A 23,639-nucleotide genomic window follows, 5' to 3' on the forward strand; every position below is an offset into this window, starting at 1 on the left:
TTTATCTATGAAGTACCTGATTACCGGAACTGCCGGATTTATAGGATTTCACGTTGCTAAGCAACTTTTGGAGAGAGGTGATGAAGTAGTGGGATTGGACATAATCAACGGCTACTACGATATTAATCTGAAATACGCCCGCTTGGCCCACATGGGAATTAGTCGGAATATGGTCGCGAAAGGTGAAATAGTCCAATCGGACAATAGCCCGGGCTATAGATTTGTTCAATTAGATCTAGCTGTCAAAGCACCACTTGAGCAACTTTTTGCCCAAGAGAAATTTGATGTGGTAATTCATCTTGCTGCACAGGCAGGTGTAAGATATTCTTTGACAAACCCGGAAGTATATATCGAGAGCAATATCGTGGCTTTCTTGAATATACTGGAATGCTGCAGATTTCATCCGGTCAAGCATTTGGTGTATGCTTCGTCCAGTTCCGTCTACGGATCCAATGAGAAAATGCCTTTTTCCACTTCCGATTCGGTAGATCATCCGATCAGCTTATACGCCGCTTCCAAAAAATCCAATGAACTGATGGCTCATACGTATAGCCATCTATTCAATATTCCGACTACAGGATTAAGATTTTTTACGGTCTATGGGCCATGGGGAAGACCGGACATGGCATTGTTTCTGTTTACAGATGCCATCTTGAAAGATGAACCTATTCAGGTATTCAATTATGGGAAAATGAAGCGTGACTTCACCTACATAGATGATATCGTAAAAGGTGTGATCAAAGTGGCAGACAGACCGGCCAGTCCAAATGCTGAATTTGACGGTTTGAATCCTGATCCCGGAAGTTCTAAGGCACCTTATAAAGTGTACAATATCGGAAATTCCGCTCCCGTTTTGCTTATGGATTATATCCATGCGGTGGAAAAAGGATTGGGCAAAGAAGCTAAAATGAATATGCTTCCCATGCAGCCGGGCGACGTGCTTGCATCGCATGCTGAAGTTTCTGATTTGGTACGCGATACAGGGTATAAACCGGACACACCAATTGAGCAGGGCGTTAAATCTTTCACAGATTGGTATTTAGACTACTACAAAAAATAAGATGAGCAAATCAATTCTGATTACAGGCGGAGCCGGATTTATCGGCAGCCATGTCGTACAACTATTCGTAGAGAAGTATCCTGAATATAAGATTGTCAATTTGGATGCCTTGACTTATGCGGGGAATCTTGAGAATCTGAAGTCTGTAGAAGGAGCTTCCAATTACATTTTTGAGAAGGCAGATATTCAGGATGCGGATGCACTGACTGCAATAATTGAAAAACATAACATCACTGATGTAATTCATCTGGCGGCTGAATCTCATGTGGACAGATCCATCACAGACCCTTTGGCATTTGTGAAAACAAATGTATTTGGTACGGTAAATCTACTGAACGCTGCGAAGGAATTCTGGAAGGAAGACTTTTCAGACCATTTGTTTTACCATGTGTCTACTGACGAAGTATATGGATCCCTTCATGACGGTGGATTCTTTTTGGAAACTACTCCATATGATCCCCAGTCTCCATATTCAGCTTCTAAGGCTTCATCAGATCATTTTGTAAGGGCATATGCCAATACCTATGGGATGAAAACGGTAATTTCTAATTGCTCAAACAATTACGGTCCAAACCATTTTCCTGAGAAACTGATCCCGCTATGCATCCACAATATCAAAAACAACAAGCCGCTACCTGTATATGGTAAAGGTGAAAACGTTCGTGATTGGCTGTTTGTGAAAGATCATGCACGGGCCATCGATACAGTTTTCCATAAAGGGAAGGAAGGAGAAACCTACAATATCGGTGGTTTCAATGAATGGAAAAACATTGATATCGTTAAGCTTCTTTGTACCAAAATGGATGAGAAGCTTGGGAGAGAAGCAGGTACTTCTGAAAAGTTGATCACCTATGTGAAAGACCGGGCAGGGCATGATTTGCGCTATGCTATTGATGCTACTAAGATTCAGGAAGGATTGGGATGGGAGCCAAGTTTACAGTTTGAAGAGGGAATTGAGATTACGATTGATTGGTACCTTGATAACCAAGATTGGCTGGATCACGTCACTTCAGGAGCTTATCAGGAGTATTACGCCAAACACTACGATAATTAACCAACAGGTTATTACTAATGATGGCACCGGGCTCAGTCTTGGTGCCATTGTTTTTTACGGGTGGTTTGGGATGGCTTTTCTATTTGATTTTCTTTGTACAAATTTCATGATTATGCAGATTAATGTGGTTAAGCCTATTTACGGGCTTTTTCTTTTAATGGTAGTTAGCAGCGGAGCCTTTGCCCAAACGGGGAGATTCCAGCAAGCTGCAAACTATCAGATGGATGTCGATATGGACGTCAATACAAATCAATACAAGGGGACACAGTTATTGATATATACCAATAACTCACCGGACACGCTGCACCGTGTGTTCTATCATCTGTACTACAATGCCTTTCAGCCGGGCAGCATGATGGATGAAAGATCCAGAAACATTGCTGATCCGGATCGCAGAGTCGGTGATCGCATTAGCAAATTGAAGCCTGATGAGATAGGCTATTTGAGAGTGAACAGCCTTACGATGAACGGAAAAGCTGTAACGTATAATGAAGTTGGGACCATCTTGGAAGTAGACCTTGCGGAGCCTATTTTGCCAAATTCTGACGCCAAATTCGAAATGAAATTTATAGGACAAGTTCCTTTACAAATCCGGAGATCAGGAAGAGACAGTGAAGAAGGGGTAAGGTTTTCTATGTCCCAATGGTATCCCAAGATGTCTGAATATGACGAACAGGGATGGCATGCGAATCCTTACATAGGACGTGAGTTCTATGGTGTGTGGGGAGATTTTGATGTGAAGATCACCATCGATAAAACCTATGTTCTTGGAGGTACCGGTTATTTGCAGAATCCAAATGAAATAGGTCATGGATATGAGGATGAAGGAGCAAAAGTAACCCAAGCCAAAGGCGATAAGCTGACTTGGCACTTCAAAGCACCTAAAGTTCATGATTTTATGTGGGCTGCTGATCCTAAGTATCGTCACGATAAGGTAGAAATGGCAAATGGTATTACTGTCCATCACCTGTATATTCCCACCAATGATGTCACAGCAAACTGGGAGAAACTGAAGGAGTATACTCCAAAAGCTATAGAATACATGTCTGAACACTTTGGCCAGTATCCATATAAGCAGTTCTCTGTAATCCAAGGTGGAGATGGTGGAATGGAGTATCCTATGTCTACATTAGTTACGGGTGGCCGTAATCTCAACAGCCTGGTAGGGGTAATGGTCCATGAATTAGCCCATAGCTGGTTTCAGGGTGTTTTAGCTACCAACGAAGCACTTTACCCTTGGATGGATGAAGGCTTTACCAGCTATGCCACATCCCTTGCAATGTCCGCTATATTTAAACCAAGCGAAGATCCACATAAAGGATCCTATTTGGGCTATTACAGATTGGTGAGCTCCGGCAAAGAAGAAGCGATGAGCACTCATGCGGATCATTACAATACAAATGCTGCCTACAGTACTGCATCCTATGCCAAAGGAGCTGTGTTCTTGGCTCAACTGGGCTACATCATCGGGGAAGAGGCAAGAGATAAAGGAATGCTGAACTACTTTAATACCTGGGGTTTTAAACATCCCAATGCGAATGACTTCATTCGTGTAATGGAAAAAGAGAGTGGATTGGAGTTGGATTGGTACAAGGAGTACTTTGTGTATACGACCAAAACCATTGATTACGGAATCAAAAAGGTAACTCCACAAGGTGATCAAACAGACATAACCCTAGAGCGAATAGGTCTGATGCCAATGCCTATAGACTTGGTAATTACCTATACCGATGGTACTTCAGAGATGGTATACTTGCCTTTGGAAATAATGAGAGGTCAAAAATCCCCTGAATCCGGTGCTGCTTCCAGGATTATTACCGAAAATTGGCCTTGGACAAATCTGACCAAAACTATACGAATCAATAAAAAGTCAGAGACTATTAAATCTATTGAGATTGATCCGAGTAAGAGACTGGCGGATATCAATGAGGAAAACAATAAGGTGGAGTATTGATTTTCACCTATAAAATCTTTGTATAAAAAAAGGTGACTGTTTAGTCACCTTTTTTGTTTTTGGGGATTTAACCCGCATTCTTCATGTCCTGAACCTCTTTTCTGATGTCTTGAGCCATGTTCTTCAAGTCTTGCATTCCTTTTCTCACCCGTGTACCTGCAGCTTGATTTCCTTTTTCGTAGAACTTCTCAAAATCGTCTTTAAGAGAATTAACCAGTTCGCTTACTTCACTAAATTTGCTCATAGTAAAAGTGTGTTATGAAAGTTGATGATAAGTTATTTGTAATTCAATATAACCCAAATACTTGCCAATTCAATCCTGAGGGCATTTTTTTTGATTTTTTTTACTCCCCGAAGGACATTGCCAACTTAGAGTTTTTATAAACCCCGCTGGTCAATTTCTCTTTTATGGCAGCAAATGCAGTCACTGTCTCTTCCACATCTTCCAGTGTATGCACAGCGGTAGGAATCAATCTTAGTATAATCATTCCTTTAGGTACTACCGGATAAATGACTACAGAACAGAAAATACCGTAATTTTCTCTAAGGTCTTGAGTCAATGAAGCAGCTTCGCCAACTGTTCCGTTAAGTACTACAGGAGTGACAGGGGAATTTGATTTGCCCGTGCTGAAACCATTCTCGTGAAGCCCTTTTCTAAGTGCCCCTACAATTTTCCAAAGGTTATCTTTCAGTTCAGGTTGAGTCTTTAGTAGCTCAAGACGCTTCAAAGCACCTTTAACCAAAAGCATCGGAAGAGATTTTGCAAAGATCTGAGAGCGCATATTGTATCTCAGGAATAAAATCACCTCAGGATCACCGGCGATGAATGCCCCTATACTTGCCATTGACTTTGCAAATGTAGAGAAGTAAAGATCAACCTGATCCTGTACTCCTTGCTCTTCATCTGTACCTGCACCGGTTTTGCCCATTGTACCGAAGCCGTGCGCATCATCAATCAGGAGTCTGAATTCAAACTTTTTCTTAAGCTCAACAATTTCCTTCAGCTTGCCCTGATCACCTGTCATCCCAAAGACACCTTCAGTGATCACAAGGATTCCTCCGCCGGTTTCATTTGCAAGTTTGGTAGCTCTTTCCAACTGTTTTTCACAGTTTTCAATGTCATTATGTGGGAAGACATAGCGCTTGCCCAAGTGCATTCTAAGTGCATCGATGATGCAGGCATGGCATTCTGAATCATAGACCACCACATCTTTTCTATCGAGAAGTGAGTCTATCACAGACATGATGCCTTGGTATCCGTAATTCAATAAATAGGCTTTGTCTTTGTTGACAAAAGCGGCCAATTCATCCTCTAGTTGTTCGTGAAGGCTGGTTTGTCCTGACATCATACGTGCACCCATCGGATATGCGGCACCATATTCAGCAGCAGCATCCGCATCAGCTTTACGTACTTCAGGATGATTTGCGAGGCCTAGGTAATTATTCAAACTCCAGGTTAGAACATTCTTCCCCTGAAATTTCATTCTCGGAGCAATTTCACCTTCAAGTTTGGGGAAGGAGAAATAGCCGTCTGCAAACTCTGAGTGTTTGCCCAAGGGGCCCATGTTCATTTTTAATTTTGCAAATAGATCCAAAGCATTTCGAATTTAAGTGATAAGGGATTTAATGATCTGTTCATTAAAATCCGACAAAAATAAAACTTAAATGCCTGCCAAGCAAAAAACGGTGCTGAAACAAATCATTCTTCCCAAAGCTCGGATTATTTTCTTTACTTAGCTGAAACCCAAATTTCTTAGCTTTTAACTCACGGGATAATGGCCAAAATAAAAAAAATACTAGTTGCAAATAGAGGAGAGATCAGTTTACGGATTATGCGATCTGCCAGAGAAATGGGCATCTCCACGGTAGCAGTGTACAGTGAAGCGGATAGACTTTCACCCCATGTTCTTTTTGCTGATGAAGCAGTTTGCCTCGGACCACCGCCATCTTCCCAGTCCTATTTGCTGGGAGATAAGATCATTGAAGTTTGCAAGGAATTAAATGTAGATGCTATTCATCCCGGATACGGCTTTCTTTCTGAAAATGCTGATTTTGCGAGAAAGGTTAGGCAAGCAGGTGTGATTTTTATCGGTCCATCACCGGAGTCTATAGAGGTAATGGGTAGTAAACTCGCGGCCAAGCAAGCAGTGGCTAAATATGATATTCCTCTGGTACCCGGCACCGCCAAAGCCATTTCCGATATTCCTGAGGCAAAAGAGCGAGCTGCAGAAATCGGCTATCCCATCTTGATCAAGGCCAGTGCAGGCGGAGGAGGCAAAGGGATGAGGATAGTGGAGAACGAGGCCGAATTCGAAGAGCAGATGCAGCGGGCGGTTAGCGAAGCGCAATCCTCATTCGGTGATAGTGCGGTCTTTATAGAGAAGTATATCAGCTCTCCCAGACATATAGAGATTCAGGTGTTGGGAGACCGGCAGGGAAATATAGTTTATTTGTTTGAGCGGGAGTGCTCGATCCAGCGAAGGCATCAGAAAGTGGTAGAAGAAGCTCCATCATCAGTAGTTTCTCCTGAAATGAGAAAGGCCATGGGCGAAGCAGCCGTAGGCGTAGCCAAAGCTTGTGATTACTACGGTGCAGGCACGGTGGAATTCATTGTGGATGGGCAATTGAATTTCTTTTTTCTGGAAATGAATACCCGGCTTCAGGTAGAGCACCCGGTGACGGAAATGATCACTGGAAAGGATCTGGTGCGGGAGCAGATTTTAATAGCAGAAGGCAAATCACTTTCTTTTGCCCAAGAGGATCTGAAAATTAACGGGCATGCTCTGGAAGTCCGGGTATATGCAGAAGACCCTAGAAATAACTTCCTTCCGGACATAGGAAATCTTCAAACCTATAAGCGGCCACAGGGTGCGGGGATTCGGGTAGATGACGGTTTCGAAGAAGGAATGGATATTCCAATCTATTATGATCCAATGATAGCCAAGTTGATCACCCATGCGGAAGACCGAACCTCAGCCATCGAGAAGATGGTCGGGGCGATTGACGATTATAAGATTGTGGGCATTCAGACTACACTTGGTTTTTGCAAATTTGCGATTACCCACCCAGCTTTTGTCAGCGGATCTTTTGATACCAAATTTGTTGAGAACTACTTCAATCCAAAGGTCCTCGATGATGAATTTTCTGATTCTGAATTAGAATTGCTCTCAGCTCTGGCTGTTGAGTTTTTTACCAAGAGTAAGTCTGCAGAGAATTTAAAATCGGAATCAATTGCCAAAAAGGAGTCGGCATGGAGAACTAGGTTATACTGATATGGCAGAAATATTACCCCTTAAAGCTTGGCGGTATGCTGAGTTTTTGACTCCCCATATGGAGGAGTTGACCGCTCCTCTTTTCGATGTAGTCTCGGCAAGACAGCGACAATTACTCTATGAGAATCCTCTGAACAGCATACATCTTTCCGTCCCCCAGGGAGATATTCCTGCGGAAAAAGCTCTGGAAACACTTCGTAAATGGAAATCTGAGGGCATTATCCGACAGGATTTGCAACCCGGCATCTATGTGTACTATCAATACTTTCGCCTTCCGGGTGAGCATGATGAGCGTTGTAGAAAAGGATTTATCGCACAGATCAAGGCTTATGAATGGAGCGAAGAAATTATTTTGAGACATGAGAACACACTAAGTTCTGCAGTAAATGACAGGATAGACTTACTCATGAAGACACAGATCCAGGCCAGTCCTACCCATGGCTTATATGTCGATAAAGAAGAGCAGCTGGAGAAGTACATGGATCAGGCTATCACTACGCCTTTGTATGAGTTGGAAGATTACCAAGGAGTGAGGGAAGTGATGGCCGTGATCCAAGAACCGGAAATCATCAGGGATTTTTTGAGAGTGATGAAAGATAAGCAAGTTATCTTGGCTGATGGGCACCATAGACTGGAGGGAGCAATCGAATACAGAAAATCAATGCAGAGCGAGTTAAACGACAATGAATGGAAAGGCTATGATTATCACTTAATGTACTTGACAAATACCAGTGGCAATCATCTGAAAATTCTTCCTACCCATCGCTTATTTTATGGATTGGAATTGTCTGCTGATGCACTCTTGGAAATGATCAGAGCCTGGTTTGAGGTGAAAAAATTTGCTGATCCGGAAGAATTGGGTGCATATGCATTTCATAAACCTCATACCTTTGGATTGGTAATGGGAGAGGAGAGTTATACCCTACAGTTGAAAGTTGGTATGATGGATACTATCAATCGGCATTTACCTGAGCGTATTAGACAGCTGGATCTGTCGGTCCTTCATGAGGTGTTATTTGCACGGATTTTGGGAATACCGATGGCTGACCAGAGAAATTCGGATCAGATTGTCTATGAACGGAATTTTTCCAGATGCATTCAGGAAGTTCGATCAGGCAAAGCCGATTTTGCCATTGTTACCAGAGAATTGGAATTAGACCAGATTCTGGAGGTTTGTAGAAGCGGTGAAGTAATGCCGCCTAAGTCTACCTATTTCTATCCAAAAGCGTTGGGCGGATTGCTTTTCGCCAGTATTAAACAAGATGAATTTGATTTCGATTATGGAGCCTTTTTTGAGTAATCTCAAGGACAAGAAAATTATTTTAGCCTCCAATTCCCCGAGGCGACAAGAATTATTGAAGGGATTAGAGGTAGCGTTTGAAGTAAGAGTCAATGCTGTGGATGAAACTGTTCCCAAGGATCTTCAAGCTGAATATGTGGCAGCTTACCTTTCAAAACTCAAATCTGAGTCTTTTACGGGTGAACTTGCGGATAATGAAATTCTTATCACTTCCGATACCGTGGTCATAGAAAATGGGCATTTATTGGGAAAGCCGGCAAATGAAGAAGAAGCTTTTGATATGCTTAAGAGTCTTTCAGGTGCGACTCATTCGGTGATGACTGCGGTAACTTTGAGAGACAAAAGCCGACAAATCACATTAGAGGATGAGACTATCGTCACCTTTAGATTTCTGGAAGAGGAAGAAATTTGGCATTACATCAGACACTACAAACCCATGGACAAAGCCGGGGCTTACGGTATTCAGGAATGGATTGGATTTATGGGGGTAGAGAGGATAGAAGGCTCCTATTATAATGTGATGGGATTCCCGCTTCATTTGGTATATGCCCAATTGAAAAAATGGTGAGGACGAAGCCCTTAAAAATACATTTCTTTTGTTTGGATTTTAATAAAATAGGCGTATCCGTATGAATGCACGTACTAGATTATGTCTGGTGCTAGCCTGAAAAAATCCCTCTTCCCTCCGCCGCGGCGGAGGGAAGAGGGATTTTTGAACTTCTAGTATTAATTCAAACTACATACGTGAAGTTAAGCGGATACTCATATAGTAAAAAGAGGCTGTCTCAAAGCGCAAGAATATCACACAATGAAACTGCCTCTTTATTTTTATGTATATCCGATTTTCTGCCAGCAAGGAAGCAAAAGCGTAAACTTTAGCGATGATTCTCCCGTCTTCCGTCTTCCTACCACTATACCAAAGAAAAGGAGGCACCGGCATCATTTCGGATAATCCTATTACTTTTTAGCTACTGCGGATTTTCCTTCGATAGGAGCTATTTTGTCTCCCTCATTTAAGTTCTTACTGACTACAAAGTAAGGTCCCGAGACGATTTGATCGCCTTCAGTCAGACCTTCCAGAATTTCGATGTTCTGAAAATCTGAAATACCGGTTTTAATTTCTTTTAATTTGGCAACACCGCCGTCATTGATAAACACCAATTCTTTGGCTCGGGTATTTCCGGTCAATAACGTATCCTTCATATGTTCTCTGGTAGTAACTGCAGCCAGGGGAACAGAAAGGGCGTTGTTTTTAGAATTTGTAATGATTTCTACGGAAGCAGTCATCCCCGGGCGGAAAGGGTATTTTTTGCCTTCGTCCACCAAATCCTGGTAAGAATCATTCAATATTCTAATTTTCACCTTAAATTCAGTAACCGCATCTGACGATGCTTTCACGTTGGCAGTGTTGGCTATACTTGTTACCACCCCCTTGAATGTCTTGCCGGTGTAGGCATAGGAATCTACATCTATAATGGTGGTGTCTCCCAAGTTCAGTCTAACAATATCATTTTCATTAACGTCCACACGAACTTCCATTTTGGATAGATCAGCGATAGTCAACATTTCCGTTCCTGCCATTTGCTGAGTTCCCACCACACGCTCACCCTGCTCTACCAAAAGATTGGATACGATGCCGCTTACAGGTGAATACACATTGGTCAGCCGGAGGTTTTCTGCAGCTTCGTCTACGGATGCCTGAGAACTTTTGACTACATATTCTGCCGCTAGCACCCCTTGCTTTGCAGCTTCCAAATCCTTTTGGGAAGAAGTAAAATCAGCCTGTGCTTGTTCAAATTCCGCAACTGAGATAGCTTTTTCTTCATAAAGCCTCTTTTGTCTGTCGAAATTTTGCTGCATTTGTGTGAACTGAGCTTCTGATCTTTGCAGAGTAGCCCGGGATTGGGATAGATTTGCTTCCTGTTGGTTAAAATTTGCTTTAGTTCTATCCAACGCAGAGATAAAGTTGTCAGGCCTGATTTTTACCAAAAGCTTTCCTAAAGCCACTGAATCCCCCTCCTTTACGTTAAGCTGGATGATCTCACCGGCTACATCAGGACTTAGCTTTACTTCCACTTCAGGCTGAATCTCACCCGATGCGCTTACTTTTTCTATTATTGCTACTCTTTTCACCGCAGTGACTTCCACCTGAGTCTGTTTATCTCCGCCTACCCAGCCTGCGTTTCGGGCGATTACAGCAAAAATAATGAGGACTACTATACCTCCAAGAAGGTAATACAAGAGTTTATTTGATTTCTTATTGGCCATGGTTTAATTAAGATTAATTGGATTACCCAGGTAAAAATCAAGCACTTTTACTCTGAAAATATACGTGTATTTCGCATTTAGCAAATCAGCCTGCGCATTGAAAAGATTGTTTTGTGCAACTTGAAAATCAACCGAATTGATTGCCCCCAAATCGAATCTTTGTTGTGAAATACGAAAGGATTCCTGAAGACTTTCTACCTGTACCAGTGAGGCTTCATAAGTTAATTGTGCTGCCAGTGCACTGTTGTAAGCTGTCTCGATGTCATTCCTTAACTTATTTTCAGCTTCCAGTACCGCCACTTCACTTAGCTGCTTCTGTACTCGTGCACGCTGTACATTTGCTTTGTTGGAAAGCTTAGAAAATAGGGGAATATTCAACTGAAGATTCACAGCCTCAGAAAGGTTGTTGTCTATTTGCCGACCGAATGAGGGTCTTTCTGTTAGATAAAACTGGTCTACGTAATTGGAGAAAATATTTGCTCCTATTCCCAAACTGGGATAATATCCGGCTTTGGCTATTTTCACACCATATTCCGCGCTGGTGACAGAAGCATATGCGGCTTTGATCTCCGGCATAGTTTCTACGGCTGAAGAATAAATATCACTCGTAGTTTCGGTGGCCATTAGCAATTCATTGATTTCGAATTCCGGTTCGATCACTGAAAACTCCGGCGTGTAAGGAATTTGAAGTGCTTGGGCCAGATTCAACTTGGCGATATTATAATCATTTTTTGCATTGATCAAATTAACCTCATTTGTTGCATTTTGAGCCTGAATATCCAATTGATCTGAAAAAGGGAGGGAACCTGCATCCACCAGTTTCTTCGTTCTAACCAATTGATCCTTTGTAGTAGCCAATTGGTTTTCTGCGACATTTATTTGCTCACGGTTAAATACCACATTAATAAACAAATTAATGATGTTCAGTGTAATGTCATTTTTTGTAGCCTCGATGTTATACATTCCTGCTTCCAAGTCCATTTTCGACTGTTTGATGGAATTGTTGATTTGATTGCCTGCAAAGATGGTCGCGTTTGATGACGCAGAGACGTTGATGTTACCTATACGGGCGGTTTCAAAAAGGTTGGTTACCGGGTTGATAGATCGACCCCATCGGTAGCCTGAACTTGCTCCGGCGGACAGATTTGGATAACGCTCTCCCTGATTCTGTAGCAGGGTAGCCTCGGTGGTCAGTTGATTTAATTCACTTCTTTTCAGCGTCAGGTTGTTTTTCAAAGCAATTGAAACAGCCGTTTCCAGATTAATAGGACCGGAAGGAATCACTGTTTCTTGCGCAAAAGTCGAAAAACCAATTCCTGTCGCCAAGGCAAAGCCTAATAGGAATTTTTTCATAGTGTAGTTATAGGTCAATGTCAGGAATATATATCAATTCGGTAATCCATGATAATGATTTTAAATAATTTAAGGTAAGTTCTTTTATTCCTGAGTCCATTTCTATCACGTGGCATGCGAGATCATGCTTTCCTTTTCTAGAGACAGACATAGAGGCAATATTCACTTTTTCTTGAGCGATTACTGCAGATATAAAAGCAATGGCTCCCGATATATCCTCGGCTTTAATAATAAGCGTATGGTCCACAGCTGAGAAATTAGCTACAAAACCATCCACTTCCGAGATGTTGATCACTCCGCCTCCCAAACTCTCCCCAACTACCTCTACCGATCTATCTCCTTTTTTCAGGTTGAGCTTGATTGTGTTGGGATGATGTATCGATGAGTTGCCTATTGATTTAAAACGGTAGGTAAATCCTTTTTCCTTAGCTATCTCAAGTGCATTTTTGATATTTGCATCATCAGTTTTAAAGTCCATCAACCCACCGATTATTGCCCTATCACTACCATGGCCTTCGTAAGTTCTGGCAAAAGAATTATAAAAAGTGATGGCAGCATCGTCAGGAACTCCCCCCAAGACTCTAATCGCAGCTCTGGCTATCCTCACTACTCCTGCGGTGTGTGAGGACGATGGCCCGATCATTATAGGTCCAATCATATCAAAAACGCTACTTTTATTTGCCATCCGGATTTATATATTCCAATTTTGGTGCTAAGGTAAAATCGTTCCCACTATTTCATACAAAAAATCATATTTATTGTATGGATTGCGATTTAAGTGGGGCCATGTTTACATAGTTTAACATCGTGTAACTATTACAATGCATCGATCTGATCGAATATGAACAGTTTTATGAACGAAATCGAAACAATCTTTCAAAAATCCCCCTCCGGCAAAACTTGGTTTCGCTTACAAAATTCGGAGCTTCCAAACCGTGCCATGAACTTCGGAGATGGATTGTTCGAAACCATGGTATGGGAGAATGGTCAAGTTAGGTTTTTTGAAAGACATATTCAACGGTTAAGAGGAGGAATGCAAATTCTTGGTTTGGATTCTGAAGCCATTGATATATCAGAACTTCTGGAATTTCTGACAGTGAACTATCCTAACGACAGAAAACGGGTTCGATGGAATGTTTACCGTGCAGGTTCAGGGAAATATACTCCGGAGACAAATGACGTGTTCCAGATATTGCAGCTTACAGAATTTACCGAGGCACCTATTATTAAAGCAAAAGCGGATGTTTCTGACAAAGTCCAATTGTTTCCCACACTTTGGTCATCTTTTAAAACGCTTAATGCACTCCCTTACATCTTGGCAAATCAGGAACGAAAGGAGAGAAGATTGGACGAAATAATTCTACTCGACTATAGAGGTTTTGTCTCAGAAGCCGGAGCTTCCAATGTTTTTTGGGAGAAAGATGAAGTGATCTACACTCCCTCCTTGAGCTGTAGTTGTATTAATGGAGTAAGCCGACAAGTGATCCTGGAACACCTTGATCGGAATTCCATGCCATATTTGGAAGGAGAATTCAAACTTTCGGAATTACAGGGGGCCTCAAGGGTTTTTGTAAGTAACTGCTCGGGTGTCAGTTATTTAGGTGGATTTGGCAGCAGTAAGTTTTCGACTATCCCCTTACAATTTTTAAAACTAATATTTGATTAATTTTAATTAGACACTTTTTATTATAGACGTTATCATGAAAATATTATCTTTATCGGCCTATTCTAATAAGATTAGTCGTTTACCCAAACTAACTGCCCAAAACCTAACCTAACAATTTATGCTCTTAGAACCTTTAGATTTAGCCGTCTTTATAGGCTATTGTTTGCTCATCATCGGGATGGGTATTTTTGTGTCCCGTGAGAAAAAAGGTCACGTCAAAAATTCATCCGATTATTTTCTTGCTTCCAAGGCATTGCCATGGTGGGCAGTAGGAGCATCGTTGATTGCATCCAATATTTCTGCGGAGCAGTTTATTGGGATGTCAGGATCAGGTTTTGCTTTGGGGTTGGCCATTTCCACTTACGAATGGATGGCTGCCGTCACCTTACTGGTTGTAGCAATTTTCTTTTTGCCTATTTATATCAAAAAAGGCATCTACACCATGCCGGGTTTCCTATTGGATCGATACGATACCAGAGTAAGGACCACCATGGCGGTATTCTGGTTATTGCTTTATGTTTTTGTCAATCTTACCTCTGTATTGTATCTGGGAGCGCTGAGCTTGAATACCATACTTAATGTCCCAATGGGCTACGGTATACTTGGGTTGGCACTATTCGCAATGATTTATTCCATCTATGGTGGATTGAAGGCAGTGGCTTGGACTGATGTAATCCAGGTGGTCTTCTTGATAGCAGGTGGCCTTGCTACTACCTATATAGCATTACAAATGGTCGGTAGCGGAGACGCTTGGGAAGGTTTGGGGTTATTGAGAAGAGAGGTTCCTGGTCATTTTTCCATGATTTTGTCTAAAGGGGAGATGATGATTCCTGATGGATCGGGAGGAACGCGTGATGCCTATCTTGACCTTCCGGGTATTTCCGTGCTGGTAGGAGGTATGTGGATCACAAATCTTAGTTATTGGGGTTTCAACCAGTACATCACACAAAGAGCTTTGGCAGCAAAAAGCTTAGATGAAGCTCAGAAAGGGATGATTTTCGCAGGTTTCTTGAAGTTGCTTATGCCACTTATCGTGGTGATTCCGGGCATCGCGGCTTATGTAATTGTAAAAAACGGAATTGACATAGGTTTTATTGAATCTATGAAAGATCCGGTAACAGGCCTGATCAAGTCTGACAGAGCTTACCCTACTTTACTTCAATTGTTGCCTGTTGGCTTGAAAGGTCTGGCATTTGCAGCTTTGACAGCAGCTATTGTTTCTTCACTGGCATCTATGGCAAATAGTACTTCTACTATTTTCACCATGGATATCTACAATAAGTACATTGGAAAGGGGGCATCCGAAGCCAAGCAGGTAAAGGTCGGCCGTATCACGGCATTGGTTGCATTTGGAGTAGCATCCATCGTAGCTCCGGCATTGGGAGCTTTGGATCAGGCATTTCAGTTTATTCAGGAATATACAGGCTTCATTAGCCCGGGGGTATTCGCAATTTTCTTTTTTGGTGTATTCTGGAAGAAAACCACTTCCAATGCAGCCTTGACAGGTGCGGCTTTGAGTATTCCTCTTTCCGTCGTGTTGAAGATTGTTTTCCCGGCTTTACCATTCATTGATAGAATGGGGATTGTATTTTTGATCCTTGCTGCTTTGATGATCATTATTAGCTTGGTAGAGGGCAAAGGAAAAGATCATCCAAATAGTATTGATATCAACAAAGAGTTGTTCAGTACAAGCACAAAGTTTAAAATTGGGGCTGTTTTAATAGCAGGAATTACTGCTGCATTATATATTACATTCTGGTAAAATCACATTAAATGAGACGTTTATTATTAGGAATTGACATTGGGAGCTCCTCTGTCAAAACTTCATTGCTTGATGCAGATTCCGGTAAATCTTTACTATCAAAGGCGTTTCCTGAAGAGGAAATGATCATAGAATCCCCGGAAAAGGGCTGGGCAGAACAGGATCCGGAAACATGGTGGAAGTATGTACAGCATTCTATCCGCTATGTATTGAGCAAGACCAGTGTAAAAAAAGGTGAACTGAAAGGAATCGGTATCGCTTACCAAATGCACGGATTGGTAGTGGTGGATAAGGATCAAAATGTCCTGAGACCTTCTATTATATGGTGCGATAGCCGTGCAGTAGGAATAGGTGAAAAGGCTTTCCGGGAGTTGGGAGAGGAGTATTGTTTGAAAAACCTCTTGAATTCTCCGGGAAATTTCACCGCATCCAAGCTTCGCTGGGTAATAGAAAATGAGCCTGCACTGGCAGCTAAAATCCATAAAATGATGCTTCCGGGTGATTTCATTGCTATGAAATTGAGCGGTGAGATTTTTACTTCTGAGACAGGACTTTCTGAAGGTATATTCTGGGATTTTCAGAAAAACGGCTTGAGTGATAAGGTTCTTGATAACTATCAGATTTCCAAATCCTGGATTCCTGAGGTGGTACCTTCCTATTCTATTCAGGGTAGAGTTTCTGCATTTGCCTCAGAAGTGACCGGACTGGAAGAAGGAATTCCAATTTCCTACAGAGCCGGAGATCAGCCAAACAATGCTTTCTCACTTCAGGTACTGAAGCCGGGAGAGTTGGCTACCACAGCCGGTACTTCAGGGACAGTTTATGGAGTTGCGGATAAGCCGCTTCATGATCCTTTGTCACGGGTCAATACCTTTGTGCATGTAAATCACTCAAAGGAGAATCCTTCGTACGGTGTGCTGCTTTGTGTGAATGGCACGGGCATTTTGAATAGCTGGCTGAAGAAAATCATGGGAGCAGGCCATATCGAATACGACGAAATGAATAACCTGGGAGGTTCGGCACCTATAGGATCCGAAGGCCTTACTTTCATTCCTTTCGGGAATGGAGCCGAACGAATTATGCAAAATCAACACGTCGGCGCACATTTGTTGGGATTGGATTTACTCAAGCACGATAAGCGTCATATGATACGTTCTGCCCAAGAAGGGATCGTTTCCGCACTTACCTTTGGATTCAGGATCATGCAGGAGATGGGACTGGATCTTAAGACGGTGAAGGCGGGTAAAGCAAATATGTTTCTTAGCCCTATATTCCGTAAGACATTTGTCCACATGAATAAAGTTGTGCTGGAATTGTATGATACGGACGGCGCACAGGGAGCTGCTAGGGGAGCAGGTATTGGCGCAGGAGTATTTGCCAATGAATCTGAAGCTTTTGCAGGATTGCAATTGCTTGAAACAGTGGAACCAAACGAGCATTTCTATGAACCATATGAAGAAGTATATGCTACTTGGAAAAATCATTTGGAAGCAATTCGAAAAATGAATGTGTAGCTGAATATGTATATTCGCTTTAAATACCTCCAATAAATAAAAAAGTAAAATTGAATATGCCTAAAAGCAGCCGGCTTGATCACTTTTACCACCCCCGTATGACATCGGGCAGGGGCCATCTGATCGCTTAAGTATGGAAATAGAGGTAGCTGCATCATTCAAGATTAATTATGAATAATTATTTCAAACCTATAAATACCTAATAAACCACAGTAAAAATGTCAAAAACTTATTTCTCTTCAATCGATAAAATACCTTTCGAAGGTAAGGAAAGCGATAATCCTTTAGCGTTTAGATTTTACGATGAAAATCGTATCATCGCAGGAAAAACAATGAAGGAGCACTTCAAATTTGCCATTGCCTACTGGCACTCCTTCTGCGGTACAGGCGGAGATCCATTCGGTCCTGGTACTATCGTTCATCCTTGGGATGCTGTGGCTGATCCTATTCAGAGAGCCAAAGACAAAATGGATGCAGCTTTCGAATTCATCACCAAGATCGGAGCTCCTTATTATTGCTTCCACGACATTGACTTGATCGATGAAGGACCAAGTCTGGGCGAGTATGAGAAAAGAATGCAAATCATCACCGAGTATGCCAAGCAAAAGCAGGCTGAAACAGGTGTGAAATTGCTTTGGGGCACGGCTAACGTCTTCAGCAATCCACGCTACATGAACGGTGCTTCTACCAATCCGGATTTCGGTGTAGTATCATGGGCAGGAACTCAGGTGAAAAATGCGATCGACGCAACTATTGCTTTGAATGGTGAAAATTACGTGTTCTGGGGTGGTCGTGAAGGCTATATGTCTTTGCTCAACACAGACATGAAGCGTGAGACTGAACACCTTGCCCAGTTCTTAACCATAGCACGTGACTATGCCAGAAAGAATGGGTTCAAGGGAACATTCTTCATCGAGCCTAAGCCAATGGAACCTACTAAGCACCAGTATGATTTCGATGCCGCTACAGTTATCGGCTTCTTAAGACATCATGGACTTGACAAGGATTTCAAATTGAACATCGAAGTGAACCACGCTACTCTGGCAGGTCATACCTTCCAGCATGAGCTTCAGGTATGTGCGGATGCAGGCATGTTGGGAAGCATCGATGCCAACAGAGGTGACTACCAAAACGGTTGGGATACTGACCAGTTTGCGATGAACTTGCAGGAAATGACAGAAGCTATGCTTGTGTTGTTGACATCGGCGGGTATCCAAGGTGGTGGAGTGAATTTTGACGCTAAAATCAGAAGAAACTCAACAGATATGGATGATCTGTTCTTAGCTCATATCGGAAGTATGGATGCTTTTGCTAGAGGTATGCTGATCGCTCAGGATATTTTGGACAAATCAGATTACCTGGAAAGAAGAAAGAATCGCTATGCGAGCTTTGATTCAGGCAAAGGGAAATCTTTCGAAGAAGGAAACCTTACGCTTGAAGATCTGAGAAACTATGCCGCTGAGGTAGGAGAGCCTATTCAGACCAGCGGTAAGCAGGAGTACTTCGAGAATCTTTTGAATAGATTTATCTAAGTATCTTTTATGAATATTTTATAAAAGTCCGGTTGAGCTTACTCAATCGGACTTTTTTGGTAAAAAAGAATAGCTCAATTTGTAAAATATTGAGTTGGAAATAAGATGTTTCCTATAATTCTCATAATTTGGTTTCCATAGTTACCCGTGTATGAAAGGATATGTGATAAGAGGAATAGCTTGTTTGATGATGCTTTGGTCAGGATCTGTTTTTGGTCAGGCTGAAGGGGAGAAACTTGTGTTTCGCAACTTGGATGAAAGTCTGGGTTTATCAAATTCCAATATTCTGAGTATGCTAAGAGATGCAGATGGCATGATGTGGTATGGCACTGCCTATGGATTGTATCGCTATGATGGTACACGTACCAAGATTTTTTTGAATACCAAGGATTCTACATCCATTTCCCACAATAATATCCTCAAAATATATTTGGGGCCAAATGACAATCTGTGGGTCAAAAACGTAAATGGGATTTTCGACATCTATGATCCTATTACCGAACGGTTTTCCAGAGGTGTAACTGTTTATTCTTTAATTTATCATCTAGCGTCGGATTCGGTAGGTATGCTGATGAAGGATCGTCAAAATAGATTTTGGTTTACACATCCTGCCAAAGGCATAAGTATTTATGATGGGGATACAGGAAAGACGATTTATGTCCAAAAAAACAATGAAAAAGGTAGTCTTTTTTCGAATAATATAGCGTCAATAGCTGAGGCACCTGATGGCCTTGTTTGGGTTGTTCACAGCTCTGGGACGATTGACTTGCTGGATCCCAATCGTCTGATTGTCACTAAAACACTAAGACTTCCCGATTCCGATATCCCTACCATTGCGGGCTATGAAATAATGATTGATTCAGACGGTGATGCTTGGATATTTGATCCGGAGCGTGATTTGGGTGTTTTTAGGGTGGATGGTTTTACACATGAGGTCTATACGAATAAGGAGGATAAAGGAAGATTTCGTCTGAATAACAATATGGTGAAAGCCATCGTGGAAGCAAAGAAGGGTCAGATATGGCTTGGTACTGATCATGGTGGAATCAATGTTCTGGACAAAACCACCCGCACAGTCAAGTATTTGACAGGTGAGAATGCGCAGGATAATTCCATGCCTCACAATGTGATCTATTCTCTATATAAAGACGATGAAGATATCATCTGGGTGGGAACCCATAAGAAAGGCGTGGCCTATTATCATCAGGGATTATTGCGCTTTTCCCATGTACGCAAAAACTTTGCGGATCCGAATTCCCTTCCCTTCAATGATGTAAACACCTTTGTGGAAGATAGTTTGGGTAACTTATATATAGGCACAAACGGAGGAGGACTTTTTTACCATAATCGGAAAACAAATACCTATAAGCAGTTCAGACATACTCCTGAAAGCAAAAACAGCCTCACCGGTGATGTGATCGTAGATTTGATGATTGACCATAAGGGGATTCTATGGATAGCTACCTATTTGAACGGCTTGGGAAGTTATGACGGAAAAGAATTCAAGAACTATAATTACCTGCCGGATAATCATTCAGGGATTCCCGGACCGAGTATTTGGAAACTTTTCGAAGATAGTACAGGGAAAATATGGATTGGAACGCTACGGTCAGGTATTTCTATGCTAGACAAGGACAGAAAAACCTTTCATAATTATCCTGCGGGAAGCCCACCGTTTTATACCAATAATCAGTACATCACAGGGTTTGCGGAAGACAAACTGGGAAACATCTGGGTGTCCGGCGGTAGTGGTTTGAATATGCTGAATTATGAAACAGGACGGTTTGCTTTTTACTCTGAAAATCAGGAAAGTGGGCTACTTGATTCCAACATCACGGATTTATTCGTAGATGCAGAGGGAGTTCTATGGACTACTACAATGAGCGGACTGTATTATTTTAATACTTCTGATAGTTCGTTTGTACATTATGGTGAGGCAGAAGGATTGCCTACGGCATACTTGGTGGACCTGGTAGAGGATGACGGCGGTAATCTTTGGATCAGCTCCCAGATGGGATTGAGCTATGCTGAAATAGATAGGAGTGTAAATCCGTACGCGATCACATTTCAAAATTTTGACCAAAAAGATGGACTCCAAGCAGCTTTGTTCAATAAAAATGCTGCATTGAAAACCAGTAGAAATGAATTTATCTTCGGCGGTCCAAATGGCTACAATATCTTCAAATCCGAGAATTTCGCTTTTGAGCGAAATAATCCTAAAGTGGTTTTTACAGACTTTCAGTTGTTCAATGAGGAAGTAAAAGTAGGAGAGAAGCTCGGCAACCGGGTGCTTCTGCCGAAATCCCTTGAAAATATGGATAAGCTGGTACTGAAACATGATGAAAATATTTTTTCCATCGGATTCAGCGCATTGAATTTTTTATATCCTGAAAAGAACAAATTTCGATACAAGCTGATAGGTTTCAATGACGACTGGATATACCTGAATGACGATTTGGCAAAAGTGACCTTCACCAACCTTGATCCTGGCAATTACACATTGGTAGTTCAGCCGGGAACAGTGCTGGATGGCTGGAGTATGTATGAATACAAATTGGATATCAAAATTCTAGCACCGTTTTGGAAGACACCGATTGCATACTTTTTATATTTCTTGTCGATTCTGGCCATTATATTCTATTTCAGACACCAGCTTCTTACCAGACAGCGGGAGAAGTTTGACAGAGAGCAGGCAATGCGTGAAGCCAAACGTGTCCAGGATTTGGACAGGTTAAAAACTAAGTTTTTCACAAATTTAAGCCATGAATTCAGAACACCTCTTTCTTTGATTTTGACTCCCACAGAGCACCTGATCTCTGAGACTGAAAACACGGCACTGCTTAGCCAGTACAGAATTATCCAGAGAAATGCCCGACGCTTGCTTAAGTTGATCAATCAGTTGCTCGATGTGAAAAATGTTGAGAATGGGGGCTTAGCCTTTCATCCTTCAGAAGGAGACGTGATCCAATTCATCAAAGAATGTGTGGCCGATTTCCATGAACTCTCTGAGAATAAGCATATACATCTCAATTTTGAGGCAAATATTCATGCCCAGCAGGCAATTTTTGATCCTGACAAGTTGGAGAAAATTATTTTCAACCTGCTCTCCAATGCATTCAAATTTACCCAAGAAGATGGAGCGATTACGGTAGCGCTGGAACTGCAACAGGAGAATGAGGAGAAAGGAATCTTGATTCTATCCGTTTCCGACACGGGCGTGGGTATTTCTACGGAAGATCAGCATAAGATTTTCGAAAGATTCTATACCACAGAAGGGCATAGGCAACAGCTCAATCAGGGGAGTGGAATAGGTTTGTCCTTGGTGCAGGATTTTGCACGGACGATGAATGGTGAAATTACTGTAGAGAGTGAACCGGGAATGGGATCAGTGTTTACAGTCACTATTCCTTTGGCTTTGATTATTTCAGAAAATTGGGAAGAAGATGAGGAAGTGATGCCTAAAGGAGGGGAATTGAAAGAACTGATTCTGATAGCCGAGGATCATGCGGAGTTTAGAAATTACCTCAAGGATTGTCTTTCGGATTCCTATCAGGTACTCACTGCCACTAATGGTGCCCAAGGCTGGGATCTTGCACAGCAGCACATTCCTGATCTGATTGTTTCAGATTTGATGATGCCTCAGATGGATGGTAAAGAATTTTGTCAAAAAGTAAAAGGTGATATCAAGACTTCCCACATTCCTGTGATCCTGCTGACTGCCAAAAAATCTGAGGAGGCGATGGTTCAGAGTCTGGATAGCCGGTGCAATCTCTATCTTACCAAACCTTTTAATCTGGAAGTCCTGCAGTTGAGCATCAAGAATCTTTTGCGGGAGCGGAATATGATTCAGGAGCAAAACCGTAATAAGATACAGATCAATGCATCTGAAGTAAATGTGACTTCTCTGGACGATCAACTCATCCAAAAAGCGGTGGCTTTGGTAGAAAAACACATGGAAGACCCGCAGCTTTCTGTAGAATTCCTGAGTAAGGAGTTAGGAATGAGCAGAGTACATTTGTACAAGAAGCTTCAGTCGATCACAGGTAAAAGTCCGATTGAGTTTATCCGGTTGATCAGGTTGAAACGTGCTTCGCAGCTTTTGGCAAAAAGCCAGCTCAATATCTCAGAAATAGCCTACATGGTCGGATACAATAACGCCAAGTATTTTGCGAAGCACTTCAAGGCAGAATTCTCTGTTCTACCGTCTGAATATGCAGCACGTCAGCAGGAGCTGGCTGCTGAGTGATGTTTTTCCTGAAAATCTTTTTTAACCACAGAGAGCTCAGGGGTCTTGAATTAGGTGGTGTTTTTTTGAACCGCAAAGTCCACCAAGGAGCACAAAGGTTTGCTTTTCCTTGACCATTGAATTTGAAAATTGAAAATTGATCAATTTTTTTAACCACATAGGAGTCACATAGACAAACATAGTGTTGACCTTGCCTTAAAGTGATGCCCCTTTGTTCCTCTAAGCTTTATGTACTTTGTTTCTTTATGGTGAGAAGGGTTTAGCGAAATCTCAAAGAGGATATGGATCAAAGCTAAGTCCCGAAGCCGACCTTTATCTCCTGCAAAGCTATGCCCCCTATGTGACTATGCGGTTAAGAATTAGGCGGTGTTTTTTTGAACCGCAAAGTACACCAAGGAGCACAAAGGTTTGCTTTTCCTTGACCATTGAATTTGAAAATTGAAAATTGATCAATTTTTTAACCACATAGGAGTCACATAGACAAACCATAGTGTTGACCTTGCCCTAGGGTGATGCCCCTTTGTTCCTCCAAGCTTTATGCGCTTTGTTTCTTTATGGTTAAAAAACTTCAACATATAGAGCTGGCTGAGCTAAGTCGAAGCCCTATTTAGTGATCATTTAACGATCATTACCCTAATTGGAAACAATTGGTACCCGG

At 41.9% G+C, this 23,639-nt stretch carries 16 protein-coding genes; 11 read left to right on the top strand and 5 right to left on the bottom strand.

Going from position 1 to position 23,639, the window contains the following annotated elements:
- The first annotated feature begins 7 nt into the window (after window positions 1-7).
- The 3 genes from J2X69_RS11895 (at window position 8) to J2X69_RS11905 (ending at window position 4,068) form a co-directional block, all read left to right on the top strand.
- Window positions 8-1,060 carry an NAD-dependent epimerase gene (locus J2X69_RS11895; RefSeq protein ID WP_310103520.1) on the top strand — a complete coding sequence of 351 codons (1,053 nt, stop codon included), beginning with the start codon at window positions 8-10 and terminating at the stop codon, window positions 1,058-1,060.
- Between the two features lies 1 nt (window position 1,061).
- On the top strand, window positions 1,062-2,114 hold the full coding sequence (rfbB, locus tag J2X69_RS11900; protein WP_310103523.1) for a dTDP-glucose 4,6-dehydratase: 1,053 nt from the start codon (window positions 1,062-1,064) through the stop codon (window positions 2,112-2,114).
- Between the two features lie 112 nt (window positions 2,115-2,226).
- A complete protein-coding gene (locus tag J2X69_RS11905; RefSeq protein ID WP_310103525.1) occupies window positions 2,227-4,068 on the top strand; it encodes a M1 family metallopeptidase in 1,842 nt (613 codons plus the stop codon).
- A 67-nt stretch (window positions 4,069-4,135) separates the two neighbouring features.
- Here J2X69_RS11905 and J2X69_RS11910 read toward each other — a convergent pair whose 3' ends face one another.
- Together J2X69_RS11910 and J2X69_RS11915 are read right to left on the bottom strand one after the other, a co-directional pair.
- Window positions 4,136-4,312, bottom strand: a complete 177-nt coding sequence (locus tag J2X69_RS11910; protein ID WP_057938062.1) for a histone H1 — start codon at window positions 4,310-4,312, stop codon at window positions 4,136-4,138.
- Window positions 4,313-4,412: 100 nt separating this feature from the next.
- A complete protein-coding gene (locus J2X69_RS11915; protein ID WP_310103528.1) occupies window positions 4,413-5,663 on the bottom strand; it encodes an aminotransferase class I/II-fold pyridoxal phosphate-dependent enzyme in 1,251 nt (416 codons plus the stop codon).
- A gap of 180 nt (window positions 5,664-5,843) precedes the next feature.
- Between J2X69_RS11915 and J2X69_RS11920 the strand changes: the two genes are divergently transcribed.
- From J2X69_RS11920 to J2X69_RS11930, 3 genes are read left to right on the top strand one after another with little or no spacing between them, the layout of a single operon-like run.
- Window positions 5,844-7,340, top strand: a complete 1,497-nt coding sequence (locus J2X69_RS11920; protein WP_310103529.1) for an acetyl-CoA carboxylase biotin carboxylase subunit — start codon at window positions 5,844-5,846, stop codon at window positions 7,338-7,340.
- A 1-nt stretch (window position 7,341) separates the two neighbouring features.
- Window positions 7,342-8,640, top strand: coding sequence for a DUF1015 domain-containing protein (locus J2X69_RS11925; RefSeq protein ID WP_310103530.1), 1,299 nt, complete (start codon window positions 7,342-7,344; stop codon window positions 8,638-8,640).
- Window positions 8,603-9,208, top strand: a complete 606-nt coding sequence (locus tag J2X69_RS11930) for a Maf family nucleotide pyrophosphatase (protein ID WP_310103532.1) — start codon at window positions 8,603-8,605, stop codon at window positions 9,206-9,208. The genes J2X69_RS11925 and J2X69_RS11930 overlap by 38 nt, the downstream gene beginning before the upstream one ends.
- A gap of 389 nt (window positions 9,209-9,597) precedes the next feature.
- Here J2X69_RS11930 and J2X69_RS11935 read toward each other — a convergent pair whose 3' ends face one another.
- From J2X69_RS11935 to sdaAB, 3 genes are read right to left on the bottom strand one after another with little or no spacing between them, the layout of a single operon-like run.
- Window positions 9,598-10,908 carry an efflux RND transporter periplasmic adaptor subunit gene (locus tag J2X69_RS11935; RefSeq protein ID WP_310103534.1) on the bottom strand — a complete coding sequence of 437 codons (1,311 nt, stop codon included), beginning with the start codon at window positions 10,906-10,908 and terminating at the stop codon, window positions 9,598-9,600.
- Window positions 10,909-10,911: 3 nt separating this feature from the next.
- Complete coding sequence (locus tag J2X69_RS11940) at window positions 10,912-12,261, bottom strand: TolC family protein (protein WP_310103536.1); 1,350 nt, start codon at window positions 12,259-12,261, stop codon at window positions 10,912-10,914.
- A 7-nt stretch (window positions 12,262-12,268) separates the two neighbouring features.
- Window positions 12,269-12,946: an L-serine ammonia-lyase, iron-sulfur-dependent subunit beta gene (gene sdaAB, locus J2X69_RS11945; RefSeq protein ID WP_310103539.1), complete on the bottom strand. Its 678-nt coding sequence runs from the start codon at window positions 12,944-12,946 to the stop codon at window positions 12,269-12,271.
- Window positions 12,947-13,114: 168 nt separating this feature from the next.
- Between sdaAB and J2X69_RS11950 the strand changes: the two genes are divergently transcribed.
- The 5 genes from J2X69_RS11950 to J2X69_RS11970 all read left to right on the top strand — a co-directional run bounded on the left by J2X69_RS11950 (window position 13,115) and on the right by J2X69_RS11970 (window position 22,981).
- Complete coding sequence (locus J2X69_RS11950; RefSeq protein WP_310103541.1) at window positions 13,115-13,927, top strand: aminotransferase class IV; 813 nt, start codon at window positions 13,115-13,117, stop codon at window positions 13,925-13,927.
- A 118-nt stretch (window positions 13,928-14,045) separates the two neighbouring features.
- Window positions 14,046-15,689, top strand: a complete 1,644-nt coding sequence (locus tag J2X69_RS11955; RefSeq protein WP_310103542.1) for a sodium/sugar symporter — start codon at window positions 14,046-14,048, stop codon at window positions 15,687-15,689.
- Between the two features lie 11 nt (window positions 15,690-15,700).
- Window positions 15,701-17,203, top strand: a complete 1,503-nt coding sequence (locus tag J2X69_RS11960) for an FGGY family carbohydrate kinase (RefSeq protein ID WP_310103543.1) — start codon at window positions 15,701-15,703, stop codon at window positions 17,201-17,203.
- 218 nt (window positions 17,204-17,421) lie between these two features.
- Window positions 17,422-18,735: a xylose isomerase gene (xylA, locus tag J2X69_RS11965; protein WP_310103545.1), complete on the top strand. Its 1,314-nt coding sequence runs from the start codon at window positions 17,422-17,424 to the stop codon at window positions 18,733-18,735.
- Between the two features lie 151 nt (window positions 18,736-18,886).
- Window positions 18,887-22,981 carry a two-component regulator propeller domain-containing protein gene (locus J2X69_RS11970; RefSeq protein WP_310103547.1) on the top strand — a complete coding sequence of 1,365 codons (4,095 nt, stop codon included), beginning with the start codon at window positions 18,887-18,889 and terminating at the stop codon, window positions 22,979-22,981.
- The last annotated feature ends 658 nt before the right edge of the window (window positions 22,982-23,639 follow it).

It is taken from the genome of Algoriphagus sp. 4150 (assembly GCF_031457395.1).
Taxonomy (GTDB): Bacteria; Bacteroidota; Bacteroidia; order Cytophagales; family Cyclobacteriaceae; genus Algoriphagus.